We start from the raw sequence: 26,352 nt of genomic DNA on the forward strand, positions 1-26,352 counted from the left end.
ACGGACACGGGCTTCGTCAAGCACGTTCATAAGGAGTGATGGAGTTTTTTGGGTTTGTTCGCCGTTTTTCAGGGTTTTTTGATTGCGGTAACATGATACCGCTTTTTCCGTTTCGACTGTCCCTGTCTGGAAAAGCCCGGTCGCCACGGCGTCAGCAGGCTGATCCCGAAGCCCAGCGCCTTGTTTTATAACGTATGACAACCTCTCCGGGGTGTCGGTCGACGCTCATGCTGTTACCTAGGGGGGTTCGCTTGCGCCTGTGTCGATTCCGGTTTGCGGGTTGTCGACGTCGAATCGTCATTTAAGGACCAGATATGATGCAACCCCGCGTCCTCATAGCTTCTTCCGCGGTTCTCGCCGTTGTTTTGCTTGGCGGCGGCGGAGCAGCCTGGGTATGGGCGCAGCGTGTTGCGGACGCCCGGCTGGACGCTGCTCTGGCGCAGTTTCGCACGCAACTGCCCCCCGGGAGCGAGTTGACTTACCGGCAGGCCACGGGACTGCCTCTCGGGCATGGCGCGCGATTGAAGGATGTCACACTCAGGGAAGGGGGGGGGATTTTCACCGCGTCCACGCTGGAGGCGCTCGGCGTTTCCGCGCCTGACGCTGGAACGAAAGCGCCGCCGCGATTCGATCATCTGATCGCTTACGACGGGCGACTGAAGGCGCCGTCTCTGGAAGTCATGTTCAAGCGCCTTGCGGTCGACCAGTTGCAGACGCCGATGCAGGATGAGTCGTTGGAGGAGCTGATTTTCGGGCATGGGGAGTTGTCCGAGTTGTCGATAAAGCCCGCCGGGGTGCTGGCTGACTTCGCTATCAAGGCTGCGTCGATCGACAATTTTGGCGTTGGTAAGACATCGCGGCTGGATATCGCCGACTTCGTATTCCACGGATACGCGACGCCCGCGCGTCAGATCACGTTCGCGCATCTCGCAGTGGATGGCCAGGATATCGCGTCGCGCGTCAATGGCGGCCTCGGCGCCAGACTTCCGCCCCACGAGGGCGACAGCGGCCTGCGTCTGGACGACCTGAAGCTGGACGGAGAAGCAGACGGCGTCCCGGGTAAAATGCAGGCGTTTCTTTCATTGAAACGGTTGGTCGAGCACGCAAGGACAAACGGCCTGAAGAGCAACGCCAGGGTGACGGTCGATCACCTGCTGATCTGGCCGTCGGCGCCCCATTTCGAGATTCTGAAGGAACTGGGCTATTCGTCGCTGGACGCTTCGATCGCTGCGAACGTGCTTATCGACAGTCGTGCGCGTACGGCGAACGTCAAGAATTTCGACCTGACCGCGCCGGGGGCCGGGCGCCTTACTATCAGTGAAGACCTGAGCGAGATGGATATGCCGAGCGTCCTCGACCTTGGGGGCGCAGGCGTGACAGGCGCGAAGGTTAACCGTCTTGATATTGGCTGGCGCGACGAGGGGCTGGTGAATCGGGCGATCACTCGATCGGCCGTGGCTCAGGGCGTCGATCCGGACGCCTATCTCTCGGCGCTGAAGCGTTCGTTGGCCCCAGCCGGGGCTGAGCCGGACAGTATGGGTGCGCAGTTGGCTCAATACCTGCAGTCGCCGGACAAGGGAACGCTGCGGATATCGCTGGCGCCGCCTCAGCCGTTGCCGCTGATCGCAGTCATTGCTGCGCTGCCGATGGCGCTTTCGTCCGGCGGGTCCTCCGAGTTGGTTCAATCCATGGGACTCATGGTTCACGCGCCCACAGGTAGCGGTAAGGGGGAAAAGGCGCCGGACGCGACGATGGGCGGCGATGGCGACGCGGCCGACGCCACGGACGAGGTTCCGCCCGATGCGCTTTCCGCACCGTCCAAGGCGGCGCCGCGTCCATGAACGGAGGAGCGGTTCATGTCATCGGCGCGGGCGGGCGTTCTGGCGCGGCGCTATGTAAGGCGCTGCTCGCGCAGGGGCGAGCCGTTGTGCCCGTGGTCCGGGACGACGAGCGCTATCGGCGCGGGTTAGCGCGCGCGGGCGTGGCCCCGGCGGGTGAGGGCGTGCTGCGAGAGGCTCGGTTCGCGGATCTCGAAGCGTCTCTTCCGCCGTTGCGCCGTGCGCTTGCCGATGCGACGACTGTCGTTTGCACCGCGCATGCGCGTAATGTTCCGGTCGTTCTTTCCTGCATGCCTGAGCGTGCGCAACTGGTGTGTCTTGGCAGCACGCGGAAGTTCACCCGCTGGCCTGATGCTCATGGCGATGGGGTGTTGCGCGGTGAACGAGCACTGCTGGAGTCTGGCCGTCCCGGTGTCATCCTGCACCCGACGATGATCTATGGAGCAGAAGGCGAGAACAACGTGCAGCGTCTCGCCGCGCTCTTGCGGCTTTTGCCTGTTGTGCCGCTTCCTGCTGGCGGGCGAGCATTGGTGCAGCCGATTCATCAGAGTGACGTCACGGCGAGCGTTCTGGCGGCGATCGACATCGACTGGCGCGGGCCGAAAGCCATCGTGATCGCGGGCGCCGCGCCTGTTTCCTATCGCGACTTCGTCCGGATGGTGGCGGACGCGGCGGGCGTCCGGCGTCGACCAGTGCTGTCCGTGCCCGCTGCGCCTCTGATCGCCCTGGCAGGCGTGACGCGGGCAATTCCCGGTGCGCCGGATATCGGCGGAGCCGAAGTCCGAAGGCTGCTTGAAGATAAGGCGTTCAACGTCACGGAGATGCGCGAGCGTTTGGGCGTCACGCCGCTGGCGCTGCAGGAGGGGCTGGAGCGCCTGTTTGGTGGTCCGTGAGGCGAAGGGCGATGCTCACCGCGCTAACCGTTGCCGAGCGCGGCTTATTTGCGATTTGATTTTGTATGGTGGCGCATTTATCGGTAATGATATTTTTGAAAATTTATTGCCGGTTGTAGCTTTTTTCATTTTATTCCGAGATGTTGCTCCGACGATTGAAAGATCGTTTGAATGACTGCGCACGCTGCCACTCATGAGTGGGAGTGTTTCATTATAGAAACTAATTCCTATCCACTCGTGCCGGTTAATGGACAAAGTTCCTTATACTTGGTCGCTGAGAGCCTTTGCGTCCGATCAGTGAATGCTCTTGGTTGGTTACTGTATAAAAAATGACGGCGTAAATTGTGAAAATCACGCTCTTGGTAGGCAGAAAATCACAACGTCTCGTGCGTGATGCGCCCTCCCACGATGGTCAGGACGCTCTGAAGTGAAGGGAGGTCGTCGGGATCAACTGTGAACGGGTTCGCGGAAAGCGCCGTAAGGTCGGCGTAGGCGCCCTCGACTATCCGCCCCTCATCCCGGTTGCGTCCCGCGGCGTAGGCCGCGCCTTCGGTATAGGCGTGAAACGCTTCCGGGAATGTTATCGCCTGCCGTGTCACCCACCCGGCGTCGGCGGGCGCTCCGAGCGGACGACGCAGCACTGCCTTACGGATGCCCTGCTTCGGATCAAGCGGCACTATGGGCCAGTCGGTGCCAAATGCGAGCCTGGCCCCCGTATCCAGAAGGGCGCGCATCGGAAAGGCGTTTTGCAGGCGTTGCGCTCCGACGCGAGCTTCCCACACACCTTCCATGCCCATCCAGACGTCGGATGGCGCGATCATGACAGGCTGCATGCTCGCGATGGCGCCGATGCGAGAAAAGCGATCAATATCATTCTGGTAGGGTAACTCGACGTGCTCTACGCGCGGCCGCAGACGATGCGATAGCGGCCCGGCGGCTTCAATGGCGTCCAGAGAAAGGGCGATGGCGCCGGGACCGATGGCGTGGGTCCATGTGGTGAAGCCTGCTTCCATGCCGCGACGGACGGCGTCGATATAGGGTTCTTTCTCCCACAGCAGTGAGCCGGTCAGATCCGGTCGATCAGCATAGCCATCCGGCATGGATCCGGTATGGGATTCAAGCACGCCGTCGAGGAAGAATTTCAGCCCGTCGATGCGGAGCATATCCGTGTCATAGGCTGCGCGCAGCGCAACTGCGTCGCGCAGTCTCGCTTCCGCCATTGAGGGCGGCGCGATTTCCGTCATCATGCCAATCCGGATAGGGAGTTTTCCGGACAACTCCAGATCGTGCAGCATGGGCAGGAGCGATTCGTCGAAGGCTGCGCTCTGCATCCGGGTCACGCCGCAACGCGCCGCTTCCTGAAACGCTAAATCGAGGCCGCGTCGCCGATCCTGTTCATTTGCAGCGGGCATGTGGCGGCGGACCAGATCAACGGCGTGCTCCTTGAGCCAGCCCGAGGGGGAACCGTCAGGGCGGCGGACGATCTCGCCGTTCGGCGGATCGGGAGTCTCGGCGGTGATTCCCGCAATTTCGAGAGCGCGGCTGTTGGCCCAGGCCGCGTGCGCCATGGCGGAAACAAGCAGGACCGGCCGGTTGGGAGAGACCGCGTCCAGCATCGCACGGTCGAAGACACCGCCGGGCAGGTCAGGGTAGCCGTAGCTCCATTCGAGCCCGTATATCCAGGGCGCGTCCGGAGTGGCGGCGGCGCGCGCCGCAACACGTTCCACGATCTCTTGCATGCTACGGGCGTCGCGAAGACCTACCGCAGAGAGGTATTCCGCCGCCATTAACACATGAACGTGCACGTCAATGAAGCCGGGCATCAGGAACATGCCGTCCAGATTTCGAATAGTCGTCTCAGGGCGGCATAAGGCGCGGATCTCTTCCGTCGGGCCGATATGGACGATGCGTCCATTGGATATCCCAACGGCAGCTCCGATCAGGGGCAGGGTGTGCGATCCTGTATGAACCGTGGCGTTGAGAAGGGCCAGGTCGAGCGTCATGCCTGTGTTCCCCGAAGATAAAGCTTAAGCCCCTTGCGTGCGTCGCGCCCGCTCTCCGGGGTCTGCGTGAGCCTGAGCGATCCGCATTTCAGGCTCGTATGTGGCCTTGGTTGTATAAGCTTATCGTGACAGCGCCAATCGGGCCGTAATGGGCGACGTCGTCAGAGTGGCGAGCGCGCCAAACATTTGGACGATGCGGAAATGCCCTTGCCTGATCCGGATCGTTTGCTGTTATAGAAATGAAGATCGGAACCTGCTCGTTTTCCGCGATTTAAAGCCTTGAACAAGGATTGATCGTTTCGTAGGCGTTGGCGCTTATTTTGGCGGCGTTGGCTAGGCGCAGGCGTGTCTCCGCCTCGGAAGTTTCGATGCGTGGGCAATGGGGGTTGCGTGCATTCTGCCCCGTGCGGCTATGGCCGCACCGGGCGTCGGGGCTCCGGCGCGCCAATGATGTCATGTGAGGCGGCGCGATGGAGACGGAGCACTCGGATCGGAACACAGCGGCAGGAACGGTGACGTTGCTGGAACGTCTCGTCGCGTTTCCGACTGTATGTCGTCACGATAATCTGGAATTGATCGACTGGCTCGCCGCCACGCTGACGGAGGCGGGCGCGCGCGTGGAAATCGTTCCGGGGGACGAACCGGGGCGCGCGGGGCTTATCGCAAGCGTCGGTCCTGATCGTCCGGATGGCCTCGTGTTGTCTGCTCATAGCGACGTGGTGCCCGTCGAAGGGCAGCCATGGACCACCGATCCGTTCTGTCTGACAGAGGCCGACGGCAAGTTGTTCGGACGCGGCTCAAGCGACATGAAAGGGTTTTTAGCCTGCGCCGTCACGGCGATCCGCGACGCGGCGGCGCGACCGTCCTTGGCTCGGCCGCTGCATCTCGCCGTTTCCTATGATGAAGAAATCGGTTGTGTCGGCGTTCATTCGTTGTTGCGACGATTGCGGGAGCGGGAGTTCGCCGCCGCCGGGTGCGTGGTTGGCGAACCGACCGGGTTAAGGGTCGCTGTCGCGCACAAGGGGAAAGTCGCGGCGCGGATTACGTGTCATGGACAGGCTGCGCATTCGGCCAATCCTGCACTGGGTCGCAACGCAATTCTTATGGCTTCGCACATGATTTCCGAAATCGAGGCGATACAGGCGGATATGATCGCGAACGGAAGGCAGGACGCCATGTTCGAGACGCCGCACAACACCGCGCAGGTTGGGCTTATATCCGGCGGTGTGGCGCTGAATATCGTGCCCGATTTGTGTAACGTTGACTTCGAGATGCGGCTTTTGCCCGGAGACGCATCAGACGTCTGGATCGAGCGTCTGCGGCGGCAGGCAGAGCGCGTTCAGTGCGAGTTTCCGGGCGGTAGAATCGAGATCGAGGTCATTAACGCATACCCGGGCCTCAAGGCCGAGACGGGCTCTGCGACAGGCGCGCTTGTGCTGGCCGCTGCAGGACGTAATGACGTCGTAACTGTGGGATTCGGGACGGAAGCCGGGCTGTTTCAGGAAAAACTTGGTCTGGACACGATCATATGTGGTCCGGGGTCGATAGATCGTGCGCACAAGGCGGACGAATACGTCACGCGTGGCGAACTGGCCGGGTGCGAGAGGTTCCTGTCGAAGCTTGTTGATGCGCTTGTCTGAAAGAAACGCGTCAGTCGCTGCCAGGCAATTTTTTTCCAGCGAGCAGCTTGCGGCACACATCGAGAACAGCGCGGCAACGGGCGGTCCGTCGCACTCCGGAGATCGTCGCTATGCCGTAGCGCAGCGGGCGGACGTCGTCTTTCAGGGCGAGGTAGGCCAGCGCTCTCCCGTCCAGCGCCGCCTTGTTGCGTGGTCGGGCGTTCGCCAGTCCGTAACCGTCGCCGCGCGCTACAAGGCTGCGAACAACGTCGATACTGCCGAAACGTCCGGCGATTTTCGGCGACAGAGTCTGCTGACTGAACAGGCCGAGGAAGTAGTCACGCGACAGAGGCAGGTCGAGAAGGAGAAAGGGCTCGTCGATCAGTTCAGACAGCGAAACGGATTTGCGGCGCGCAAGCCTGTGTGTGGTCGACACCATGACAAAGGGGGGCAGGGTGGCCAGCGGTTCGAACTGAACGTCCGGCGGGGTGTTGAGATCGTAGGCGAGGCATGCGGAAATTTCCCCTCGTCGCAGACGGTCCACAAGTTCGGCATGGTGCCCGGCGCTGACGAGAAGCCGTGCGGCCGGATGATGGTTTTCAAACGACTGCAACAGTTCCGGGACGATCAGCGAGTACAGCGTCGTCATGCAGCCGATTTCGACCTGACCATTGATCCGGTTGGACAGACCAGCTGCTTCGGCGTCGAATTCCTGTGCATGAAGCAGAAGGCTTTGCGCTTCCCGAAGAAAGCTCTGGCCTTCCGGCGTCAACGACAATCCGGCGGCGTGATGGCGGATAAAAAGTGGAATGTTGAAAGCCGCTTCCAGTTGGGAAATGGCTGCGGATATGGACGGCTGCGAAATGTTGACCTGTCGCGAGGCTGCTGTGATCGAGCCAGTTTCAGCAGCCGCCACGAAATATTCAATTTGTCTCAGGGTGAACCGCATGGAGTTGCTCCGAACGGTCCATCGGGCATGCCGACACCCGTCAATAGAGAGGTATAGAGAATGACGTTTTCCATTGTCGCCCGATGTGAGCGTACGGGTCAATTCGGCGTCGCCGTCGTTTCGTCATCGCCGGCGGTCGCGGCGCGATGCGCTTTCGCTCGCGCGGGAGTTGGCGCCGTGACGACCCAGAACGTCACCGATCCACGCCTGGGGCCGAAAGCTCTCGATTTTATCGCAGAGGGATTGTCGGCGGCCGCTGCCCGCGATCGGGTGTCTGCGGCGGCGACCTATGCTGAATTCAGGCAGGTGACCATCGTGGATGGAAATGGCGAGGGGGCGATATGGTCGGGGGGGCGGACCCTTGGCGTGAACGCGGAAGCTCTGGCGTCTAACGTCGTGTCCGCAGGTAACCTTTTGGCGAATGACGGCGTCCCGGCAGCGATCGTTGCGGCCTTTGTCGCGTCCGACCCTGAACAGGAGTTGGCTGAAAGGGTTCTACTTGCTTTGGAGGCTGGCTTGGCTGCGGGCGGCGAAGCAGGCCCCGTGCACTCGGCGGGATTGCAGATCGTCGAGGGGGAGGTGTGGCCGTTGGTGGACTTGCGGATCGACTGGTCAGAGGCGCCTGTCGCTGATCTGCGCGGCTTGTGGGAGCTGTGGCGACCGCAAATGCGCGATTATCTTAGTCGCGCGCTGAATCCGCTGGGCGCCCCGTCCTATGGGGTGCCCGGCGACGAATGAATGAATTTTGTAAAAAATTGTTATTTCGAAATTTACATCGAATTTTCTGATGATAGGCATCGGTAGTCCTTGCTTGGTCAGAACGATGCGCAACCCTACTGTTCGGATGTTCCGGGCGTCACGCCCGCGCGTTGGCGGCGTATCGCCGGGACACCGTGGCTGTGACGGAGGCGGTGGTTACTGCTTCGTCAGGCTCGCTTGCCGGGCTGCGTCTGAGACTGTTCAGGTTTAGGCAAGGCGTTCCTGATGAGAGCGTCACTGTCAGGGAAAGACAAGAGTATGATTCACAAACGCATCCGTCCGTTCAATACGAAAGCCACCTACCCGGAGCAGAGCCTTGATAACGATCTCTGCCAGGCGGTGGTGGCTGGCAAGACCATCTATCTGCGCGGGCAGGTTCCTCAGGATCTTGATACGCGCGAAAATGTCGCGGTGGGCGATCCGGAGGGGCAGGCGGAGAAGGTGATGCAGAATATCGAGTTGCTGCTGCGCGAATGTGGAGCGGAACTCGCGCATATCTGCAAGGTGACAGTGTATCTGACCGATATCCGCCATCGCGAAACGACCTACCGTGTGCTTGGCAAGTGGATGAAGGGCGTATTTCCGGTTTTCACTGGGCTCGTCGTCGTGGCTCTTGCTCGGCCAGAATGGTTGATTGAGGTGGACGTAATTGCCGAGCTTCCATAATCGCGAACGTAGTATTGTATATACAATGCGATGAGTGATTTGTGGTGATCGTCGGCGTTTATCCCATCCAATTTGAGTTCAATTGCGTGGGCTGATTTCCGGCTCAAAAAGGCGAGTATGGCCCGGCGTCGTCGGCTGCTGAACGTCCCGCGTCTCGCGGGGATTTTGGTGAGTGTTGTAAGATCGCAACATTCAATTTTTGTTCCGAAAATGTTTTGAATTTGGCTTGTCGCCCACATTCCGTATATGCAACCATAATCAATAATGGTTAGCGTCTTTCGGGGCGACGTTTGCGACGCCGCATGCGGCAGGACATAACTGGCGCATTGGGGCGTCGTGGTGAGGAGTTGCGGCGAGATGATCAAACACACGACATGCCTTACCGGCTGCGTGGCGGTTTCAGCGATTTTGGCGATCGCGCTCGCAGGGACGGCGGGAGCCGCCACACGAGCCCATCATCGCGGGTCATCAGGCGCTGGCGCGGCGGCGAGTTCAGTAACTTCTCCGCGCAATGGGGCTGCAGCGGCGCCGGTAAAGCGGGCGCCGACCGTTTTTAACGCGGCCGGAACAGAGGCCGTTGCGGCCGTTGGGCACAGGCATGTCTCGGGCGGGGGCATGATGCGCGCGGAAACTGCGGCGAAGGCGGTCAGCACGGTTACGCACGAATATATCGCGAAGCAGTCTCCCGCATCCAATGCTCTGGCGCTGATTCAAATGGCCCCGGGCGCGAACGTAGCCATGGGCGATCCGTTCGGCGTCAGCGATGAATCGATGATCACCGTGCGCGGCATGAACCAGCAGCAGATCGGATACACCTTCGAAGGTGCGCCGATGAACGATCCCGACGATTACACGCCGAATTCCTCGGAATGGATCGATTCCGAAAACATGGACAATGTGCAGTTGCAGCAGGGGTCGGGCGAGTTGAACTCTCCCCTCACGAACTCTGCTGGCGGCATCATGGCCGTGAATATGCGCAATCCGAAATACGAGCATGGCGGCGAACTCGACGTCAGCTACGGCACGCATCAGCTTAATCGACAGTTCATCCGTTATGACACCGGTGAAATCGGCCATAGCGGCGTTCGTGCGTTCGCATCCTACTCCAATCTTTCCGGCAAGGCGTGGCGTGGTCCCGGGCGAAACAACCGACGTCACATGGATTTCAAAGCGATCAAGGAGTGGGGCAACAGTTTCATTTCTGTCGCTGGATCCTACAACAATGAGAACACGGCCTACTATCCGACCTACGATTCCGTCAGTCAGTGGAATCAGGAGGGATTGAGCCACAATTTCTCGGGCACGTATAACGTTAACGACGCCAGCTACAACGGTTTGAACAGCTACTATAAGTTCTATCAGACCAACTGGGCTGACATTCTGATCAGCGCACCGATGCATTTCGAGGCGAGCCCGAAGCTGACTTTCGACGTTTCGCCGTATGTCTATCACGGAAGCGGCGCTTACCCGTTCGGCGCCGGCAGCCTTTCGAACGGCGCAGGCGATTACGGTGGTCTGCTGGCGATCAATGGCTCCAACTACAACGGAACCGGCACGACTGGCGCGTCGATCGCGACCGGCAACGCTGCTACCTATAGCACCGCGCAAGGCGAAGCCATTAACGCAATGTATAACTGGCTCGGCACCGAAGGGTATGCTGGCCTTAATTCGTCGGTGAAATACAAGACCAAACACAACGAGCTGACGTTCGGTTGGTGGTTCGGTTACACCGATATGCAGGCTCTCGAGCCTTTCTCCGCGCTGACTGCGACCGGTCAGGCCGCCAACTTCGATGGTCGCTACAATCTGAAGCTGACAGACGGCACGCTTTTGAGCGAGCAGTCGTACCACACGATCACCATGACCAATATGCTCTATATCGGCGATCAGGTGACGCTCCTCAATGATCGCCTGCATATTTCGGCAGGTTTCAAGGAAGCGATGATCTCGCGTGACGGCACGTTCGGGCAGCCTGTCGAGGGGTATTACAAGGTGGGCTACAATACGGCAGAGCCATTGCCGCGGATGTCGATCGATTACCACATCAATCCGAATGTCATGGTTTTCGCCAGCGTCAACACCAACTTTCGCACGCCGGTCGGAACGGCGATGTATAACGCTTACGACAATCCCTGGAATGGATCGCAGATCACCACAGGCAATACAAAGCTGAAAAACGAATACAGCATCGTCGAAGAAGTCGGCGCGCGGTATTCCGGCAGCCTTGGAAACGCATCCATCACCGGGTTCAATTACAACTTCACCAACCATCAGGTGAACGCCTATAACGGCGCGAACCCCCTCCCTGTCGCGATGAACGTCGGCGGCATGACGATCCGAGGCGTGGACGCCCAAATGGGCCTGCGTCCATGGCATCACTTCTCGCCTTACGCCTCCGGTGAGTACCTCTACGCTACGACCGATAACAACATTCCCGACTCTGACGGAACTTATCTGAACACAAAGGGAAAGATCGCGCCGTCTGCGCCGCGTTGGCAGGCGTCCGTCGCGCTCAACTATGACGACGGCACGATGTTCGGCAGTGTGACGCTTCGCTATGTCGACAAGCAATACAGCACCTACACGAATGACGAGCAGATCAAGGGTTACAAGCAGGTCGACATGATGATCGGCGCGCGGATGAAGAAGATCGGGTTCATGAAGTCTCCTTCTATTCGTTTGAATATTATCAATCTGGCCGATCACCATTATCTGTCGGGCGTGTATTCGCCGGGGACGACCGCTGGCACAGCGCAGCTTCTCGCTGCGCCAAATTTCGCCTGTCTGGCGACCTTCAGCACTGGGTTCTGATAGTCGATCCGCATTCAGACAGGGCGTGATCGATCGCGCCCGTGTTCCGCAGAAAATCGACTTTCTTACCGCTAACTCGGGAGTGATATCCGCATGACGATGGATAGTTATGCGGAGTTTCTCTCTGAGACCTCTGTAAACGCTTCGGCTGACTCCCCGGCGGGGGCTGTTTTGCCGCTGCCGGTCTTGATTGGCGCCTGTATCGGCTCAGGCACGGCGCATCTCGTCTCCTCGGCGATGCCGTTTCAGGTCGACGCGTTGATGACGGGCGTCAATTTTTCAGCGACGGACTCAGGATGGTTCGGTTTTTTTGAGATCATCGCTCTGTCGCTGACGATGATCGCCCTGTCGCGCCTGCATCGCCCACTCCCGCCGGTCGTGACCGCCGTAGCCGGAGCGGCCCTTGGCGCAATCGCGAACATACTGCTCTTCAGTGTTGCGCGCTCGACGCTCGCCTGCTGGGGGTGCGCAATTCTGATCGGCGTCGCATCAGGATCTTTGGCGCGCTCTTATATTCAGGCAGTCTCCGCGTCGCGCAATGTCGATCGCGTGTATTCGATTGCTAGCGGCGGCGGCCTGATCGTCATAGTCGGGGCGATATCGCTGGTGCCTCTGGCGACGCATCTATGCGGTCCTTTAGGGGCTTTTCTCGCTTTTTGCGCACCAATGCTGGTCGCAACGCCGTTACTGCTGATGCTCCGCAAGGCCCCGCACGCGGCGGCGGCCCATGAACGCGCTCGGCTGCGTCTTAGCGCGGGCGGAGTGGCGCTGGTCGTCATGTGGACACTGTCGTCGCTTGGTCAAAGTGTTGCATGGTCGTTCGCCGGGCGTGTCGGCGCCCATTTGGCGTTGAGTGAAAAATTCATCGTCACCCTGTCATCTGTCGGAATCATCGCTGGCGTGCTTGGCAGTTTCGGCGGCGCCGTCATCGCGACGATGCTGCCGCGTTCCGTCGTGTTGCTTACCAGCCTGGTGGGCGTCGCGGCGGCTTGTTTCTTTTCCTGCGCAGCCTGGGGCCCATGGAGCTACGCCATAGCCATTACGGGATTCTGGGTGTTTTCGATGCTGTCTTACGCTTATCTGCTGGGGAGCGCCGCCTCTCTTGATGACACCGGCAAGGCGGGGACCTTGTGCAGTGGCATGGACAGGCTTGGATTCGCTTTGGGCGCCCCGCTCGGCGGATTGGTCGTGGATCACGGCAGCTTTCTGACTCTGGCGCTGATGGCCGCCGTGGTTGCCGGACTTGCGATTCCGTTCTGCTATCCTGTGCTGCATCGAGAACTTCGCGCAGCCCTCTGAACGCCGTCTGGAGCCGTAACCATTCACGGACATGGCGCCAGCTTATCGTTTTGGCGAGCATCCTGATCCGACTGAATGATTCCGTTCGCTCGGATAATACTCTGACGCCTGCAAGGAATTCCTCTCATGCCGCACACCCATGCATCGTCCGATGGCGTGATCGAACTGAGGGAAAGTCTGCGTTGGCGCGACGTCGCCGCGGTCGCAGAGGGAAAGCGCGTGATCCTTTCAGCGGCAGCGCTCGCACGCGTGACTGCCGGAGACGACCGCCGTCGCGCCATCGTCGCCAGCGGCGACCGGGTTTATGGCGTCACGACAGGGGTCGGCGCGTTGTCCGAAGTCGTCGTCTCGCGGGAAGCTCAAAGCGCGCTGTCTCACAACATCCTGCGTAGCCACGCCGTGGGCGTTGGCGCGCCACTGCCGCCTGTCGAAACGCGAGCGATCATGGTCGCTGCGGTCAATAATTTTGCGCACGGACGATCAGGTGTCCGCCCCGTTGTCGTTGCGCAGATTCTCGACCTTCTGAACGCAGGCTGCACGCCGTCGGTCCCGAGAGACGGATCGGTCGGTTACCTGACCCACATGGCGCATATCGCTCTCACACTGGTGGGGGAGGGGGCGGCTGTGTTGCCCGGCGAAGATCGGGAAACGGAGGGCGTCGCCGCGCTTGCGCGGATCGGCAGGGAACCGTTGTGCCTGGAGGCGAAGGAAGGGCTGTCGCTCGTCAACGGCACGCCATGCGCCACGGGGATGGGCGCGCTTCTGCTGGCGCGGCTGGAGCGGTGGCTCGACTGGGCGGACGCTATTGCGGCCCTGACATTCGAGTGTCTGGAAGGGCAGGACGTAATTTTTCGGTCTGAATCCACGACTTTGCGCGTGCGCCCCGGCATGGAACTTGTCGCCGCGCGCATGGCGAAGCTTCTGGAGGGTTCGGTGCGGATCGAGGCAGCCCGCGGCAAGCGCACACAAGATGCGCTCAGCTTACGGACCATTCCGCACCTTCATGGCGCAGTCAGGGACGTCTGGACGAATGCGGCGGATTGCGTGGATCGGGAACTGGCGAGCGTCACGGACAATCCGGCGCTTCTTGACGGCGCCGATGGACCGTTCGCCATGTCAGAGGCGCACGCGGTCAGTCCGGATATAGGACTGGCTTTTGATCAACTCGGCGTCGCTATTGCGGAACTGGGGATGATGTCGGAGCGTCGTCTTGATCGGATGCTCAACCCGCTGCTGAGTGGACTGCCCGCTTTTCTGGCGGGGGCGTCTGGTGCGGAATCAGGCTTCATGATCGCGCAGTACACGGCCTCTGCGCTTGTTTCGGCCAATCGTCGCGACGGACTCCCGGCCAGTCTGGACGGAGGCGTCACGTCGGCATTGCAGGAAGACATGCTGTGTCACGCAACCGCGGCCGTCATGAAAGCTCAGGCGATTCTCGATCGAACCGCGTTGATTCTGACGATCGAACTGCTAGCAGCGGCGCAGGCCTGCGACCTGGTCGGGTGTGCAGAGGCCTTGGCTCCGCGCACTCGTCTGATATTTGAGTTCGTTCGAAGCGGCGTCGCCCGGTATGCCGACGACAGGCCGCTGGCCGGAGATATCGCCGGGATGAAAGCACGTCTCGGGGAGACGCCTGTGGCGACGATCGTCCCGGAGTGACGCCTCCGGGACAGGCCTCGTCAGTATGGTTTCGTCACCCGGTCGGCACGGATCAACGTCAGCAATGTCGTTTCCATTTCGCGCAGCGGGATCATGTTGGGCCCGTCGCTCGGCGCGCTGTCCGGGTTTTCATGCGTTTCCATGAAGACGCCGGCGACGCCGACCGCAAGAGCCGCACGCGCCAGCACAGGCGCGAACTCACGCTGGCCGCCAGAAGACGAGCCAAGTCCGCCCGGCTGCTGCACGGAGTGCGTGGCGTCGTAGATCACCGGATAGCCTGTGTGGGCCATGATCGGCAGGCTGCGCATGTCGCTGACCAGCGTGTTGTAGCCGAAGCTGGCGCCACGTTCACACAGCATGATGCGCTCGTTGCCAGTCGAGGCGATCTTCGCGGCGACATGGGTCATGTCCCACGGCGCAAGAAATTGCCCCTTCTTGACGTTGATCGCAGCGCCCGTTTCGCCCGCCGCCAGAAGGAGGTCGGTCTGGCGACATAGGAATGCGGGAATTTGCAACACGTCGACGGCTTCGGCGGTTGGCGCGCATTGCTCGGCCGAATGCACGTCGGTCAGCACCGGAACGCCGAAACGTTCACGCACGCCTGCGAGAATCTCCAGCCCCTTCGCCATGCCCACGCCGCGCTGGGAGCCAAGGCTGCTGCGGTTCGCCTTGTCGAACGAGCTTTTGTAGATCAGCCCGACGCCCAGCCGGGCGCAGATTTCGACCAGCGCGGAAGCCATATCGTTCGCGTGGTCGGCTGATTCGATCTGGCAGGGACCGGCGATCAGAACGAACGGCAACGCGTTGCTGACGCCGACGTCGCCAACCTTGACCACTCGTGGGGTGGACGTGTTCTCCGTGTTCATACGAGGCGTGCTTTCTGTAGCGCAGCGGCGACAAAGCCGGAGAACAGCGGATGCGGCGCGAAGGGGCGCGAGATCAGTTCCGGATGGTACTGAACGCCCACGAACCAGGGGTGGTCAGGGTATTCGACGACTTCCGGCAAAATGCCGTCGGGCGACATGCCGGAGAACTTCAGCCCGGCAGCCTCGATACGGTCCCTGTAGTGGACGTTTACCTCGTAGCGGTGGCGATGCCGCTCACGAACCGAAGTCGAGCCGTAAATTTCCGCCGCGCGCGAGCCTTCGGCCAGCTTGGCCTGATAGCCGCCAAGGCGCATCGTGCCGCCAAGTTCCCCGCCCTCGCGGCGACGAAGCAACTCGTTGCCGCGCGCCCACTCGGTCATCAGCCCGACCAGGGGTTCATCCGTAGGGCCGAACTCGGTCGAAGACGCTTTAGGCAATCCGGCAAGATTGCGGGCGCACTCGATGACCGCCATCTGCATTCCGAAACAGATGCCGAGGAACGGCACCTTGTTCTCGCGCGCAAACCTCACCGCTTCGATCTTGCCGCCGGAGCCGCGTTCTCCGAAGCCGCCGGGCACCAGAATGCCGTGCGCTTCACGGAGACGATCGAGGGACACGCCCGATTTTTCGCCCGATCTCTCGAACGTCTCGGATTCGACCCAGTCGAGCTTCACGCGGACCTTGTTGGCGATGCCGCCATGCAGCAGCGCTTCGTTCAGCGATTTATAGCTGTCGAGCATGGCCGTGTATTTGCCGACTACGGCGATACGGACCTCGCCTTCCGGCTCGCGGATGGCGTCTACGATGCGCTTCCAGCCCGAAAGATCCGGCTCGTCCTCGTAGGGCAAATGGAAGTACCGGAGTACTTCCGTGTCCATGCCCTCCGCATGGTAAGACAGCGGGCAGGCGTAGATCGTGTCGACATCGCGCGCAGCGATGACGGCTTCCGGACGCACGTTGCAGAAATTCGCGATCTTGCGCCGCTCGTTGTCGGGAATCGCGCGATCGCAACGGCACAGCAGAATTTGCGGCTGAAGGCCGACGTTCTGCAATTCCTTGACCGAATGCTGCGTCGGCTTCGTCTTCAACTCTCCTGCCGAGGGAATCCACGGCAGCAGCGTGAGATGCACCACCATGGTGTTCTCGACGCCGAGATCGTTGCGAAGCTGGCGGATGGCCTCAAGGAACGGAAGGCTCTCGATGTCGCCGACGGTGCCGCCGATCTCGACCAGAACGAAGTCGAGCCCCTCGGTGTCGGCGACGACGCGTTCCTTGATGGCGTCGGTGATGTGCGGAATGACCTGCACGGTCCCGCCGAGATAATCGCCGCGCCGTTCACGGGCGATCACGTCGGAGTAAATCCGCCCTGTCGTCGCATTGTCTGATTTCGTGGCGTTGACGCCGGTGAAACGCTCGTAGTGACCGAGATCGAGGTCGGTCTCTGCGCCGTCGTCCGTGACGAACACTTCGCCATGTTGATACGGGCTCATCGTACCCGGATCGACGTTCAGATACGGGTCGAGCTTGCGAAGCCGAACCGAGTATCCGCGAGCTTGAAGGAGGGCGGCAAGAGCCGCAGATGCGATTCCCTTGCCGAGAGAGGACACCACACCGCCGGTGATGAATACGAACCGCGTCATGGACGCTCTCCCTACACCGACAGGGTAGGGAGAGGGAAGTACGGAATGAGCGTCGGGCGCTCAGTGCTGCGTGGCGTCGGGCGCAGGCGTAGCGGGCGCGGTGGTCGCAGGAGACGCCGCTGCAGGGACGGTAGCGCTCGACGCAGGCGTCGCCTGGGTCGACGTGGTCTGTGCGGGAGTTGCGAGAATGTCGTGACCGCCGCCCGTGACCGCGCCGCGGTTGATGACCGCGAGCGTCAGGGACAGCACCATGAAGAGCGCCGCGAGAATGGAGGTGGATCGCGTCAGCAGGTTGGCCGTGCCGCGTCCTGACATGAAGGCGCCCATGCCCTGCGAGTTGCCGATGCCCAGACCGCCGCCCTCGCTACGCTGAATGAGCACCGTCCCGATGAGGGCGATGGTGACGAAAAGATGCAGGACGAGCAGGGCGGTGGTCATGGAGTATCCGGTTCGAAATTAAACGGTCCGCACGGCCTTGCGGCCGACGGGCGTCAGGCGCCCGGCGCGGCGTGGATGATGGACAGGAACGCGTCCGGCTTCAGGCTGGCGCCGCCGACAAGCGCGCCCCCTACGTTGGGGATAGCCAGAATCGATCCGGCGTTCCCAGCATCGACCGAACCACCATACAGAATCCGGAGAGTTTTTCCACTCTCGTTGAACTGGCGCACCAGTTCAGCGCGGATGAAGCCCACAGTCGCCTCAATATCTTCGCTGGTCGCGGCGAGGCCGGTGCCGATCGCCCAGACCGGCTCATAGGCGACGACGCCGGTGAAACCGTCCGGCAGCGAACCCTTGATCTGCCAGCCGAGGACGCTTTCCGTCTCCCCGCTCTGTCGCTGATCTTCGGTCTCTCCGATGCAGACGATTGGCGTCAGCCCGGCCTTGGCGGCGGCGACGGCTTTCTCGCGCACTGTCTCGTCGATCTCGCCATGATCGCGACGACGCTCCGAATGCCCGAGGATAACGTAAGAGGCGCCCGCGTCCGAGAGCATCTCGGGAGAGGTGTCGCCCGTGTGCGCGCCGCGCTCCGCCTTGTGGCAATCTTGCGCACCCAGAGCGACGGGCGCGCCTTCAAGCTGAGAGCCGACTAACGCTAACTGGGTGAAGGGCGGGCAGATCGCGACGTCAACGCCAGCGGCGGGTTTCTCGCGCAATCCGTCCAGGAGCGCATTGACGCGGGCGGCGGAGTCGGCGCGCAGGCCGTTCATCTTCCAGTTCCCGACAACGAGTGGCCTGCTCATCCGACGTCTCCCCTCCGCGCGCTCGTTTTCTGGCACGCCTGTCTTTCCCGCGTTCCGTTTTTCCGCGCGTCACGTTTGTTCGACAATGCGTAATCCACTGCGGCGCGATCGGGCAAGCCGGGGGTAAATGCGCGCCGCCTGAACTTGTGGCGCAGATCATAAGCCCCGCTTCTGGTCAACGGGGCGAGGGATGAATAAGGTGCGCCGCCCGGACGCTTCGCGTCATCGCAAGCCGTCCGGCATCCTTGATACGTCAAACCGCCCGGACTGCTTCCCTTATGATCTCGTTCCTGCGCCGTTTCGTCGTCGACTCATGGGTCGGCCGGGTCCTCGCTCTGGTGATCTTCATCGCATTCGTCACCTGGGGTGTGGGCGACGTGATCAGCAATCTCGGAGATGATCCGTCCGTCGCCGCCAGCGTAGGGTCGCGCAAGATTTCCTCTCGCGAACTGGCGACGGCGCTGCAGGCCGAACTGCCGCAGATGGCGCAGCGCATGGGTGCGCCCGACATAAAAAACCTTCCGCCCCAGTTCCGTAATCAGATGGCGCAGCAGGTGCTGCAACGGCTGATCGGTCAGGCGCAGGTGCTGGAAGCAGGAGCGGCGATGGGTCTCGTGGTCCCCGATTCCGCCGTCCGCGAGGAAATTTTCGCGATGCCCTACTTCAAGGGCAAAGATGGAAAGTTCGACCGCAAATTGTTCGACTCGCGTATGGCGCAGGCGGGCATGACCGAGCAGCGCCTGATCGGTCTCGTGCGCGACGACCTCGCCGGTCGTGGCGTGCTCGACGCTGCTCTCTCCGGCGCTCATGTCCCCGACGTGCTGGTGCGCCGGACATATGGCTTTGAGACGGAGACGCGTGTTCTGGACGTGCTTCACATTCCGTTCGCGTCCGAACCCACGCCGCAGGACCCCGACGAGGCTACTCTGCGGCGGTTCTATACGAACCATCCGTGGCTGTTCGTGAGCCCGGAACTCCGTCACGCCAGAGTTGTCGTCCTGTCGCCCGACACGGTTGCGTCCACCGTGTCTGCGACCGATGAGGAAATGCACCGCCTCTATGACGCCCAGAAAGAGCGGTTCCATCTGCCGGAGCTACGCAGCGTTCAACTGGTGACGGCGCCCGACGAGACGCAGGCGCAGGCGATCGCCACCGTATGGCGCGGGGGGGCGACCTGGGCGCAGGTACAGACGGCGGCGAAGGACAGCGCCGCCGTGGAGTTCGACGATGCGCGCGAAAGCAGCCTGCCGTCGGAGGCTCTGCAGAAGCTGGTTTTCTCGGCTCCGGCCGACACGGTGCAGGGGCCTGTGAAGGTCGATACCGGCTGGGTGGTCTTCCATGTGGTCAAGGTCACGCCGCCCAAGGATACGAGCTTTGACGATGCAAAGGCTTCTCTGAAAGATCAGATCGTCAAGGCGCGCGCGCCGGAGACGGTGAACGCCAACGTGAAGAAGCTGCAGGACGCGATTGCCGGAGGCGGACTCGACGCGATTCCTTCCGACCTCGGGGCGGCCGCCGCTGCGGGCACGCTGGATTCCACCGGCATGACGAAGGACGGCGAGCCTGCGCCTCTGCCCGCGTCGGGTCCGCTTCGGGACGCCGTCGTGGCGCGCATTTTCTCGCAGGCGAAAGGCGCGCCTCCCACACTGACGGAAGCGACCGCTCCGGCGAAGCAGGGGCAGCCGGGCCAGTCGCTTGGCTGGTACGCCGTCTCAGTCGACGACGTGACGGCGAGCCAGCCGGTGCCGTTCGATCAGGCCCGCGCTCGTGTTCTTGCAACGTGGCGTGACGAAGCGCGCAGGCATGCGGCAGACGAGCAGGCTACGGGCCTTTATCTGGCGGCTCAGCAGCAGGGCGGCATTGCAGCCGTGGCGCCCACGGGCGCCGACCTCAAGAAGGGTGTCTTCGCGTCGCGCGCGCGGCCGCCGGAAGGACTGCCTGAGGATTTGGCGCAGACGGTGCTGAGAATGCCTGCCGGGCGTAGCGTCATGGGAGAAGATGCGGAAAGCTACATCGTCGTGACCGCGACGGCCGTGCAGCATCCTGATCCCGCCGCCGACTCACTCGGGTTCGGGCGCGTTCGCGACGGATTGACCGACTCGCTGACGTCAGATCTGACCGGGGTGCTGACCAGGTCGCTGGGCGAGCGTTACAAGGCGAAGATTGCTCCCGCCGGGGTGAAGGCGGCGCTTGATATGGCGGGCTTTGGAGACGGCTCCTGATGCGTTTGACGAGCTTTTCTTCTCCCACCCGTGTCGAGTGCGCGGAGGCCTGGGGACGAGGCGAGGCCACGGTGATCTACGCCGTGGAAGCGGCGGACCTGTTGACGCCGGTCGCCGCCTACATGCGTCTTGTCGCATTGAACCGGCAGGGCGGACGCAACACGCTGCTGCTTGAATCGGTTGAAGGCGGCGTATCGCGCGGGCGCTATTCCGTGATCGCGCTTGAGCCCGATCTCGTATGGCGCTGCCACGACGGAAAAGCCTCCATCAATCGGACGCCGGGCGTCGATCCGGAGGCGTTCGCGCCGCTGGAGACCGCGCCGCTGGACAGTCTTCGAGCACTGATCCATGAGAGCCGTCTTGAGTTGCAGGACGGATTGCCCCCGATGACGGCGGGGCTGTTCGGATATCTCGGCTACGACATGGTTCGCCAGATGGAGCGGCTGCCTGACGCGCCGCCCGACGATCTCGGATTGCCCGAGGCGATCCTCATGCGGCCGGGTCTGTTTGCGATCTTCGACTCGGTGACTGACGAACTGATCCTCGCAGCGCCAATTCGTCCCACCGATGGTTCGACGGCCGAAGCCGCATTTGATCGCGCAGAGGGTCTGATCGCCCGCGCGCGGGCCAGTCTCGCCGCCCCTCTGACGCCGCCGCAAGATACGCATGTCAGCGCCATCCAGCCGCCGCGTTCGACGTTTTCGGCGGCGGAATTTGAGGCGATCGTCGCGCGTATTCAGGAATATATCGCTGCCGGCGATGCGTTCCAGGTTGTGCCTAGTCAGCGCTTCACTACGGAATTCGGGCTGCCGTCACTGTCGCTTTATCGCGCGTTGCGGCGCGTCAATCCGGCGCCGTTTCTGTTCCACCTCGATTTTGGCGGGTTCTCTCTGGTTGGATCGTCGCCGGAAATTCTGGTTCGTCTGCGCGACGGCAAGATGACGGTGCGTCCACTGGCGGGAACCCGCCCGCGCGGTGCGGACGCCGCGGAAGATCTGCGCCTTGAACAGGATCTGCTCGCTGATGAGAAGGAGCGGGCGGAGCATCTGATGTTGATCGACCTTGGGCGTAACGACGTTGGACGTGTCGCGGCGCCAGGATCGGTGAAGGTCACGGAGAGTTTCGTGATCGAGCGTTTCAGTCACGTCATGCACATATCATCGACGGTCGAAGGCGTGCTTCGTCCCGAACTGGAGGCGCTCGATGCGCTGGTCGCTGCGTTTCCGGCAGGGACTCTGACTGGGGCGCCGAAGATCAGAGCTATGGAGATTATCGACGAGGTCGAGCGCTCACGACGTGCGACCTATGCCGGTTGCATCGGGTATTTCGGTGCGGGCGGGGACATGGATACGTGCATTGGCCTGCGCATGGCGGTGGTCAAGGACGGGAAGATGCACGTTCAGGCCGGATGTGGCGTCGTCGCGGACAGCGTGCCGAAGCTGGAGCGTGAGGAGACAGAGCACAAGGCGCGCGCTCTGTTCCGTGCTGCTGATGAGGCCGTGCGCGTCGCCATGCGAAACAGGGGCGACTGAGAATAGGTTCATATGAGGGCCGGAGCGCGCTTTCGGCGGTTGTTTCTGGTCCCTCGCCGAAAAAACGAGCCCCAGAGTTACTTGCCTCGCAATAGAAGCCGTCTCTGTTTTTATTTTAGTAAGGCGTTGGGCAGAATTTTCTTAGCCAACAGGCTTTATGCCGCGCATGGGTTGGGTTGAGCGGATCATTTTAGGGTAGTTGATAAGAATAAAAAATGTTGATGGGTGAGGTGATACTCACGTTTTAAACCCATGAAGTTTTAGAGAGAGCCATCAAAGGCTTGAGTCGCAGCGTTTTGCCAAATTTCACAGTGACAAACTCAAGCCAACCTTCGTAATTCTGCGCGCTTCGTGTAGATTTTCGTCCGGTTTGACTGGCGGAACGCCGCATTGCTTTTTGTGTTTGCATCGATACAGGCACAATGAGTGTATTTCCGTATTGTAGCTTTCGGTACTGTGGTAATGGCGAGCGTAAGCGCATGTCGCGCAGGTTCAATCGAAGATTGAGGTTCTATCGTGCCCGTCACGCTTGGCGATCTTGGTCCGCGCATATGCATTCTGGGACCGTCCAATAGCGGTAAATCGACGCTCGCGGACATGATCGCCCGCTCTCGGGGACATGCGCCAATTCATCTTGATCAACTTTATCACATGCTTAATACGGATTGGCGCCCGAGGCCTGTCGAAGAATTCGTGACCCTTCACGATGCGGCAATCGCTGATGAGCGTTGGGTCATGGATGGAAATTACTCCAGGTGCATGCAGCAGCGTTTTGCCCGTTCTACCGGGGTGATTTTGCTTGATGTTTCAACTGTGACCAGTCTGGTCCGCTATCTTCGTCGATCATGGGGGAAGCGCGATCGTATTGGTGGACTGGATGGTGGGGCGGACAGCGTCAAATGGGATATGATTCGTCATATCGCCGGTGCAGGAAGAGAAAACAGGAGACGCTATCGGTCTATATTGGCGGGGGTATCCACGCCGACGATTGAACTGACGTCGTCGCGCCAGATAACTCGCTTCTGCCAGCAGGAAGGGCTCTCGCGGGGGAACGTAGTCGCCGAACTTCTTAGCTGATGGCTGGTGATGATCCTGCTCGTGATTGTGACGTCACTGTGCAGCCGTGTGCATGGTGATTCGTATATCTTTTGATCAGAGATTTTTTTGCGGGAACTGACTTTGAGAAAGTTGATTGCCGAATTTGTGATTTTCCTTACAAATTCTATGAAAATTTGTGAAGAGTTGTCTCTTGCGCGAACAATTGGACGACAGTGCGCACTTGTTATCAAATCGCGTGGATATATTTTCTCTTTATTTTTACTGATCGTCGCCGCGAGAAAATTTCCTTCGTATTTATATAAAATCGTAGATGGCGGAAGTTTTGGTCAGCAAACGCTCTATGCGGGTGATAGCAAGTCGGATTGCAGTTCCATTACCAACCGAAGAATCGGAACAAGAGGCTGCTTCCCGTCGATGCGAATCCACTCGTCGAGTGCAGTTCGAAAGGCTGCTATCCCTGAACGTGCGGCGACACGCGCCGAGAGCGCCCGGTCGTCTGATGGCGGTAGCCGTCGAGACAGGGCATTGGCGAGGCTGTCCTCCCACTGCGCGTATTTCCTCAGGCTGACAGGCTGAAGCGCAGGCGTGTGTTCGATGAGCACGACGAAAGCCAGCGCCTTCGCTTCAGTAGGCGCAATGTGAGGAATCACAGCTTCCAGCGCATGCCTTATCAACGTTTGAGCGGAACACCCGTCGGGACAGGCGTCCACCGTGGCTGCCAGAACCGACGTCATCTGCAACGTCCAGGCGGTGACGATGTCTGCCTTGGTCGGGAAATACCGAAACAGCGTTCGTCGTGAAATTCCCGCTGTGGCTGCTATTTCATCCACAGTCGTCTCATCAAAGCCCTGACTGGAGAGCAGGGACATCGCGGCGTCTACAAGCGCATCGTGCGTTTCGATGCGACGTTGTTCACGTCGGGATAGTGGGGACTCAGGTGACGAGGGCAAAATCTGTGGCTCCATGGTGGTCGTTCTTTTGAAACGCTGTCGTTCGTCTCGAAAGGCTGCGTGCGAAAAACCGCAGTCAACGGCCAGCGAGAATATCATGTGCTAACGGAGCGGGATTGCTCGGTGACACGGCGTCGAAGCGCGCCATAAAATTAACTCCTCTCTTACTGCGCTACTGCGGGTGATGGGCTGTAGAATTGGTCACCTGTTTAGGCGTCGCCCGAATGGGGCAGCTGTTCAGGTTAAAGCGTCGGGCTGGCGGCGTGTCTATGCAACAATTCGTTTGTCGGGACATCTGTCAATCGCGCCCCTGAGCAGGGTCTGCGGCCCTCCCCCGAATCTCGATGGTCTATATTTTTACTGCGGCCCAAATTTATAGATAAGTATTTTCGACAGTGAGCAAGGTGGAAAGCTTTTCTGTAAGATCTCTTCTCTTTCTGGCATGAAGTGGGCAAGTTTCTGCTACGATCACTACCGTAACGATCAACAAGGCAGGCCGATATCCTCAGGGGGCGCCAATGTCAGCAACGCTTCAGTCCTCGCCGTCGAGTGCGCCTCTGTTGCCGAGAGGCTGCACTTTCGAGCCAGCCGACTGGCGCATACTCGCCGGCTGCTGGCATCCCGTAGCGCTGGTTCGTGACATCGGAGCCAAGCCGCTGGGTGTGACCCTGCTGGATGCCCCCCTCGTGGTCTATAGGGCCGGCAAGGAAATCGTGATCGCCGACGATCTCTGCCCACATCGCGGCGTGCCCCTTAGTATGGGCGTCGGCGATGGGGAAACCGTAGCCTGCGCTTATCACGGGTTCCGGTTTGGGGAGGGGGGGCGTTGCGTTCGCGTGCCGGCGCATCCAGACAGCGGCATCCCGAAGAAGCTGAATCTGAAGACGTACCCTGCTGTTCAGCGCTACGGGCTGATATGGACCTGCCTTGCGCATGAAGGTGTCGCGACTATTCCTCCAATGCCGCATTGGGAGGATGAGGGGTTCCAGCGGATTACCTGCCCCTCGATCGACATCGCAGGCTTTGCGGGGCGACAGGTGGAGGGGTTTCTCGACGTTGCGCATTTCGCCTTCGTCCATACGGAGACGTTTGCCGACCCGGAGAACCCTGTCGTGCCGTCATATACACCGAAGTTGACAGAGGACGGGTTCGAGGCCGAGTGCCGCAGCAGCGTGGGCAATTACCCGATCGGCCACTCCGATTGGCGATTGCCGGGATTTGAATGGTTGCGGCATTTTCGTCTGCATACGCCCTTCACCGCCACGCTGGAGATACATTTCCCTCGCGACGGGAGATTGGTCATTATGAACGCGGCATCGCCTGTCTCCGCGCGCATGACGAGAATGTTCGCGCCGATTTGCAGGAATTTCGATACGGATCAGTCTGTCGATGCAGTCTATGAGTTCAATCGGCGCGTATTCGAGGAAGATCGAGCGCTTGTTGAAGCGCAAAAGCCTGAAAATCTCCCGCTCGACATCGCTCTGGAAGCGCATGTGATGGCTGATCGCAGTTCAATCGCTTACCGTCGATCATTGAGAGCGATGGGCTTAAGCTACTTTTTCACCGCTTGACGTGCGCCATTGCGATGTGTGCGATTTCGGCGATTTTCTGAAAAGGTAGTTTTTGAATTGGGAGGCGTTTTTACGCAAAGACACTTTTATTCTATTATACAAAAATGAATGTTATTTTAAAAAGTATACTCCAAGAATAATTGTGTTTCTATGTGATAATTTTGCGCGTTGTCAGTCCTGAAATACTGCTCGGACATCAGAGCCTTGAAAACGGCGAAAAAGATTGTGGTGTCCTATGCACGCACTGAGCGGCGGGCTGCTCATTGAGCCATTGCCACTTTGGCATGTCGAGTAAGGAAACATCAGAGTAAGACGGAGGACGGCGTTGTCTTGGGTATCGCTTCCCTAACCAATGACAATAGCCTCCGTGTCGTCGCGTAAGACAGCGCCGCACCAGATGCTTGCGTAAGCCCTCATAGTGATCGAGCCAATTAGAGTGGTATTCTCGGCAATGAAGCCTGCGTGCGGTGAAATCTCTGGGGTTCGGCCGTCAAGTTCGTGGAGCATCCGTCACTCCGCATCGGCGCTTTCGTCCGGAGGACAATCTTTACGCACGGATTGAAGCTATTTGAAGAAAAGCGGCGCCGACGACCTGGGAATCCTGTAGCCTCAGGATGAGAATCTGCCGCTGCTCTGATTGGTTGAAAATAGAGGTAGAAAGTGGATCGCGAAAAACTCTGACGACCCTGGTGAGGTCCTGTGTTCTAGGCTCAGGACTCATTCTTTAAGATAGAAGATGAAGGATGCGGCGATGTGGATTGCGGACATGAATGTA

The 26,352-nt window shown here is 60.3% G+C and carries 20 protein-coding genes; 13 read left to right on the forward strand and 7 right to left on the reverse strand.

The window, feature by feature from the left end; translation table 11 throughout:
* The first annotated feature begins 314 nt into the window (after positions 1–314).
* Genes HK28_RS09775 through HK28_RS13805 form a run of 3 tightly spaced genes read left to right on the forward strand, consistent with a single transcriptional unit; the run spans position 315 to position 2,906 of the window.
* Entirely contained in the window at positions 315–1,841 is a 1,527-nt protein-coding gene (locus HK28_RS09775; RefSeq protein WP_086644395.1) for a hypothetical protein, read from the forward strand.
* A complete protein-coding gene (locus tag HK28_RS09780) occupies positions 1,838–2,731 on the forward strand; it encodes an NADH-ubiquinone oxidoreductase (protein WP_086644396.1) in 894 nt (297 codons plus the stop codon). The genes HK28_RS09775 and HK28_RS09780 overlap by 4 nt, the downstream gene beginning before the upstream one ends.
* Positions 2,721–2,906, forward strand: a complete 186-nt coding sequence (locus tag HK28_RS13805; protein ID WP_143217391.1) for a hypothetical protein — start codon at positions 2,721–2,723, stop codon at positions 2,904–2,906. The genes HK28_RS09780 and HK28_RS13805 overlap by 11 nt, the downstream gene beginning before the upstream one ends.
* 199 nt (positions 2,907–3,105) lie before the next feature.
* On the opposite strand, the gene HK28_RS09785 is transcribed toward HK28_RS13805, so the two are convergent.
* Positions 3,106–4,734, reverse strand: a complete 1,629-nt coding sequence (locus tag HK28_RS09785) for an amidohydrolase (protein WP_086644397.1) — start codon at positions 4,732–4,734, stop codon at positions 3,106–3,108.
* 470 nt (positions 4,735–5,204) lie between these two features.
* On the opposite strand from HK28_RS09785, the gene argE reads away from it, so the two are divergent.
* Positions 5,205–6,374, forward strand: a complete 1,170-nt coding sequence (gene argE / locus HK28_RS09790; RefSeq protein WP_086644398.1) for an acetylornithine deacetylase — start codon at positions 5,205–5,207, stop codon at positions 6,372–6,374.
* Positions 6,375–6,384: 10 nt separating this feature from the next.
* Here the strand turns inward: argE and HK28_RS09795 are convergent, their stop codons facing one another.
* Positions 6,385–7,302 carry a LysR family transcriptional regulator gene (locus HK28_RS09795; RefSeq protein ID WP_026397143.1) on the reverse strand — a complete coding sequence of 306 codons (918 nt, stop codon included), beginning with the start codon at positions 7,300–7,302 and terminating at the stop codon, positions 6,385–6,387.
* A 60-nt stretch (positions 7,303–7,362) separates the two neighbouring features.
* Here HK28_RS09795 and HK28_RS09800 point away from each other — a divergent pair, with 60 nt between their 5' ends.
* The 5 genes from HK28_RS09800 to hutH all read left to right on the forward strand — a co-directional run bounded on the left by HK28_RS09800 (position 7,363) and on the right by hutH (position 14,496).
* Positions 7,363–8,040 carry a DUF1028 domain-containing protein gene (locus HK28_RS09800; protein ID WP_086644399.1) on the forward strand — a complete coding sequence of 226 codons (678 nt, stop codon included), beginning with the start codon at positions 7,363–7,365 and terminating at the stop codon, positions 8,038–8,040.
* Positions 8,041–8,319: 279 nt separating this feature from the next.
* Complete coding sequence (locus HK28_RS09805) at positions 8,320–8,727, forward strand: RidA family protein (protein WP_026397145.1); 408 nt, start codon at positions 8,320–8,322, stop codon at positions 8,725–8,727.
* A gap of 357 nt (positions 8,728–9,084) precedes the next feature.
* The gene (locus HK28_RS09810) at positions 9,085–11,538 is read left to right on the forward strand and encodes a TonB-dependent receptor (protein ID WP_086644400.1); all 2,454 of its coding nucleotides are present in this window, start codon (positions 9,085–9,087) and stop codon (positions 11,536–11,538) included.
* Between the two features lie 93 nt (positions 11,539–11,631).
* A complete protein-coding gene (locus HK28_RS09815) occupies positions 11,632–12,837 on the forward strand; it encodes an MFS transporter (protein WP_086644401.1) in 1,206 nt (401 codons plus the stop codon).
* A gap of 126 nt (positions 12,838–12,963) precedes the next feature.
* Positions 12,964–14,496 (forward strand): histidine ammonia-lyase, encoded by a 1,533-nt coding sequence (gene hutH / locus HK28_RS09820; protein ID WP_086644402.1) that lies wholly within the window; start codon positions 12,964–12,966, stop codon positions 14,494–14,496.
* A gap of 20 nt (positions 14,497–14,516) precedes the next feature.
* Here the strand turns inward: hutH and kdsA are convergent, their stop codons facing one another.
* From kdsA to tpiA, 4 genes are read right to left on the reverse strand one after another with little or no spacing between them, the layout of a single operon-like run.
* Entirely contained in the window at positions 14,517–15,362 is an 846-nt protein-coding gene (gene kdsA, locus HK28_RS09825; protein WP_086644403.1) for a 3-deoxy-8-phosphooctulonate synthase, read from the reverse strand.
* Positions 15,359–17,002 carry a CTP synthase gene (locus HK28_RS09830; protein WP_086644404.1) on the reverse strand — a complete coding sequence of 548 codons (1,644 nt, stop codon included), beginning with the start codon at positions 17,000–17,002 and terminating at the stop codon, positions 15,359–15,361. Before HK28_RS09830 ends, kdsA begins: the two co-directional genes overlap by 4 nt.
* 60 nt (positions 17,003–17,062) lie before the next feature.
* Complete coding sequence (gene secG / locus HK28_RS09835) at positions 17,063–17,440, reverse strand: preprotein translocase subunit SecG (protein WP_086644405.1); 378 nt, start codon at positions 17,438–17,440, stop codon at positions 17,063–17,065.
* A 53-nt stretch (positions 17,441–17,493) separates the two neighbouring features.
* Positions 17,494–18,243, reverse strand: a complete 750-nt coding sequence (tpiA, locus tag HK28_RS09840; protein ID WP_086644406.1) for a triose-phosphate isomerase — start codon at positions 18,241–18,243, stop codon at positions 17,494–17,496.
* A gap of 278 nt (positions 18,244–18,521) precedes the next feature.
* On the opposite strand from tpiA, the gene HK28_RS09845 reads away from it, so the two are divergent.
* The 3 genes from HK28_RS09845 (at position 18,522) to HK28_RS09855 (ending at position 23,074) form a co-directional block, all read left to right on the forward strand.
* The gene (locus tag HK28_RS09845) at positions 18,522–20,465 is read left to right on the forward strand and encodes a peptidylprolyl isomerase (protein WP_086644407.1); all 1,944 of its coding nucleotides are present in this window, start codon (positions 18,522–18,524) and stop codon (positions 20,463–20,465) included.
* Positions 20,465–21,997: an anthranilate synthase component I gene (trpE, locus tag HK28_RS09850; protein ID WP_086644408.1), complete on the forward strand. Its 1,533-nt coding sequence runs from the start codon at positions 20,465–20,467 to the stop codon at positions 21,995–21,997. The genes HK28_RS09845 and trpE overlap by 1 nt, the downstream gene beginning before the upstream one ends.
* A 597-nt stretch (positions 21,998–22,594) precedes the next feature.
* The gene (locus HK28_RS09855) at positions 22,595–23,074 is read left to right on the forward strand and encodes an AAA family ATPase (protein WP_198945856.1); all 480 of its coding nucleotides are present in this window, start codon (positions 22,595–22,597) and stop codon (positions 23,072–23,074) included.
* A 320-nt stretch (positions 23,075–23,394) separates the two neighbouring features.
* On the opposite strand, the gene HK28_RS09860 is transcribed toward HK28_RS09855, so the two are convergent.
* The gene (locus HK28_RS09860) at positions 23,395–24,021 is read right to left on the reverse strand and encodes a TetR family transcriptional regulator (protein ID WP_086644415.1); all 627 of its coding nucleotides are present in this window, start codon (positions 24,019–24,021) and stop codon (positions 23,395–23,397) included.
* A 503-nt stretch (positions 24,022–24,524) separates the two neighbouring features.
* On the opposite strand from HK28_RS09860, the gene HK28_RS09865 reads away from it, so the two are divergent.
* On the forward strand, positions 24,525–25,577 hold the full coding sequence (locus HK28_RS09865) for an aromatic ring-hydroxylating dioxygenase subunit alpha (RefSeq protein WP_086644410.1): 1,053 nt from the start codon (positions 24,525–24,527) through the stop codon (positions 25,575–25,577).
* Positions 25,578–26,352 lie beyond the last annotated feature (775 nt).

The sequence above is a fragment of the Acetobacter sp. DsW_063 genome (genome assembly GCF_002153745.1).
GTDB lineage: Bacteria > Pseudomonadota > Alphaproteobacteria > Acetobacterales > Acetobacteraceae > Acetobacter.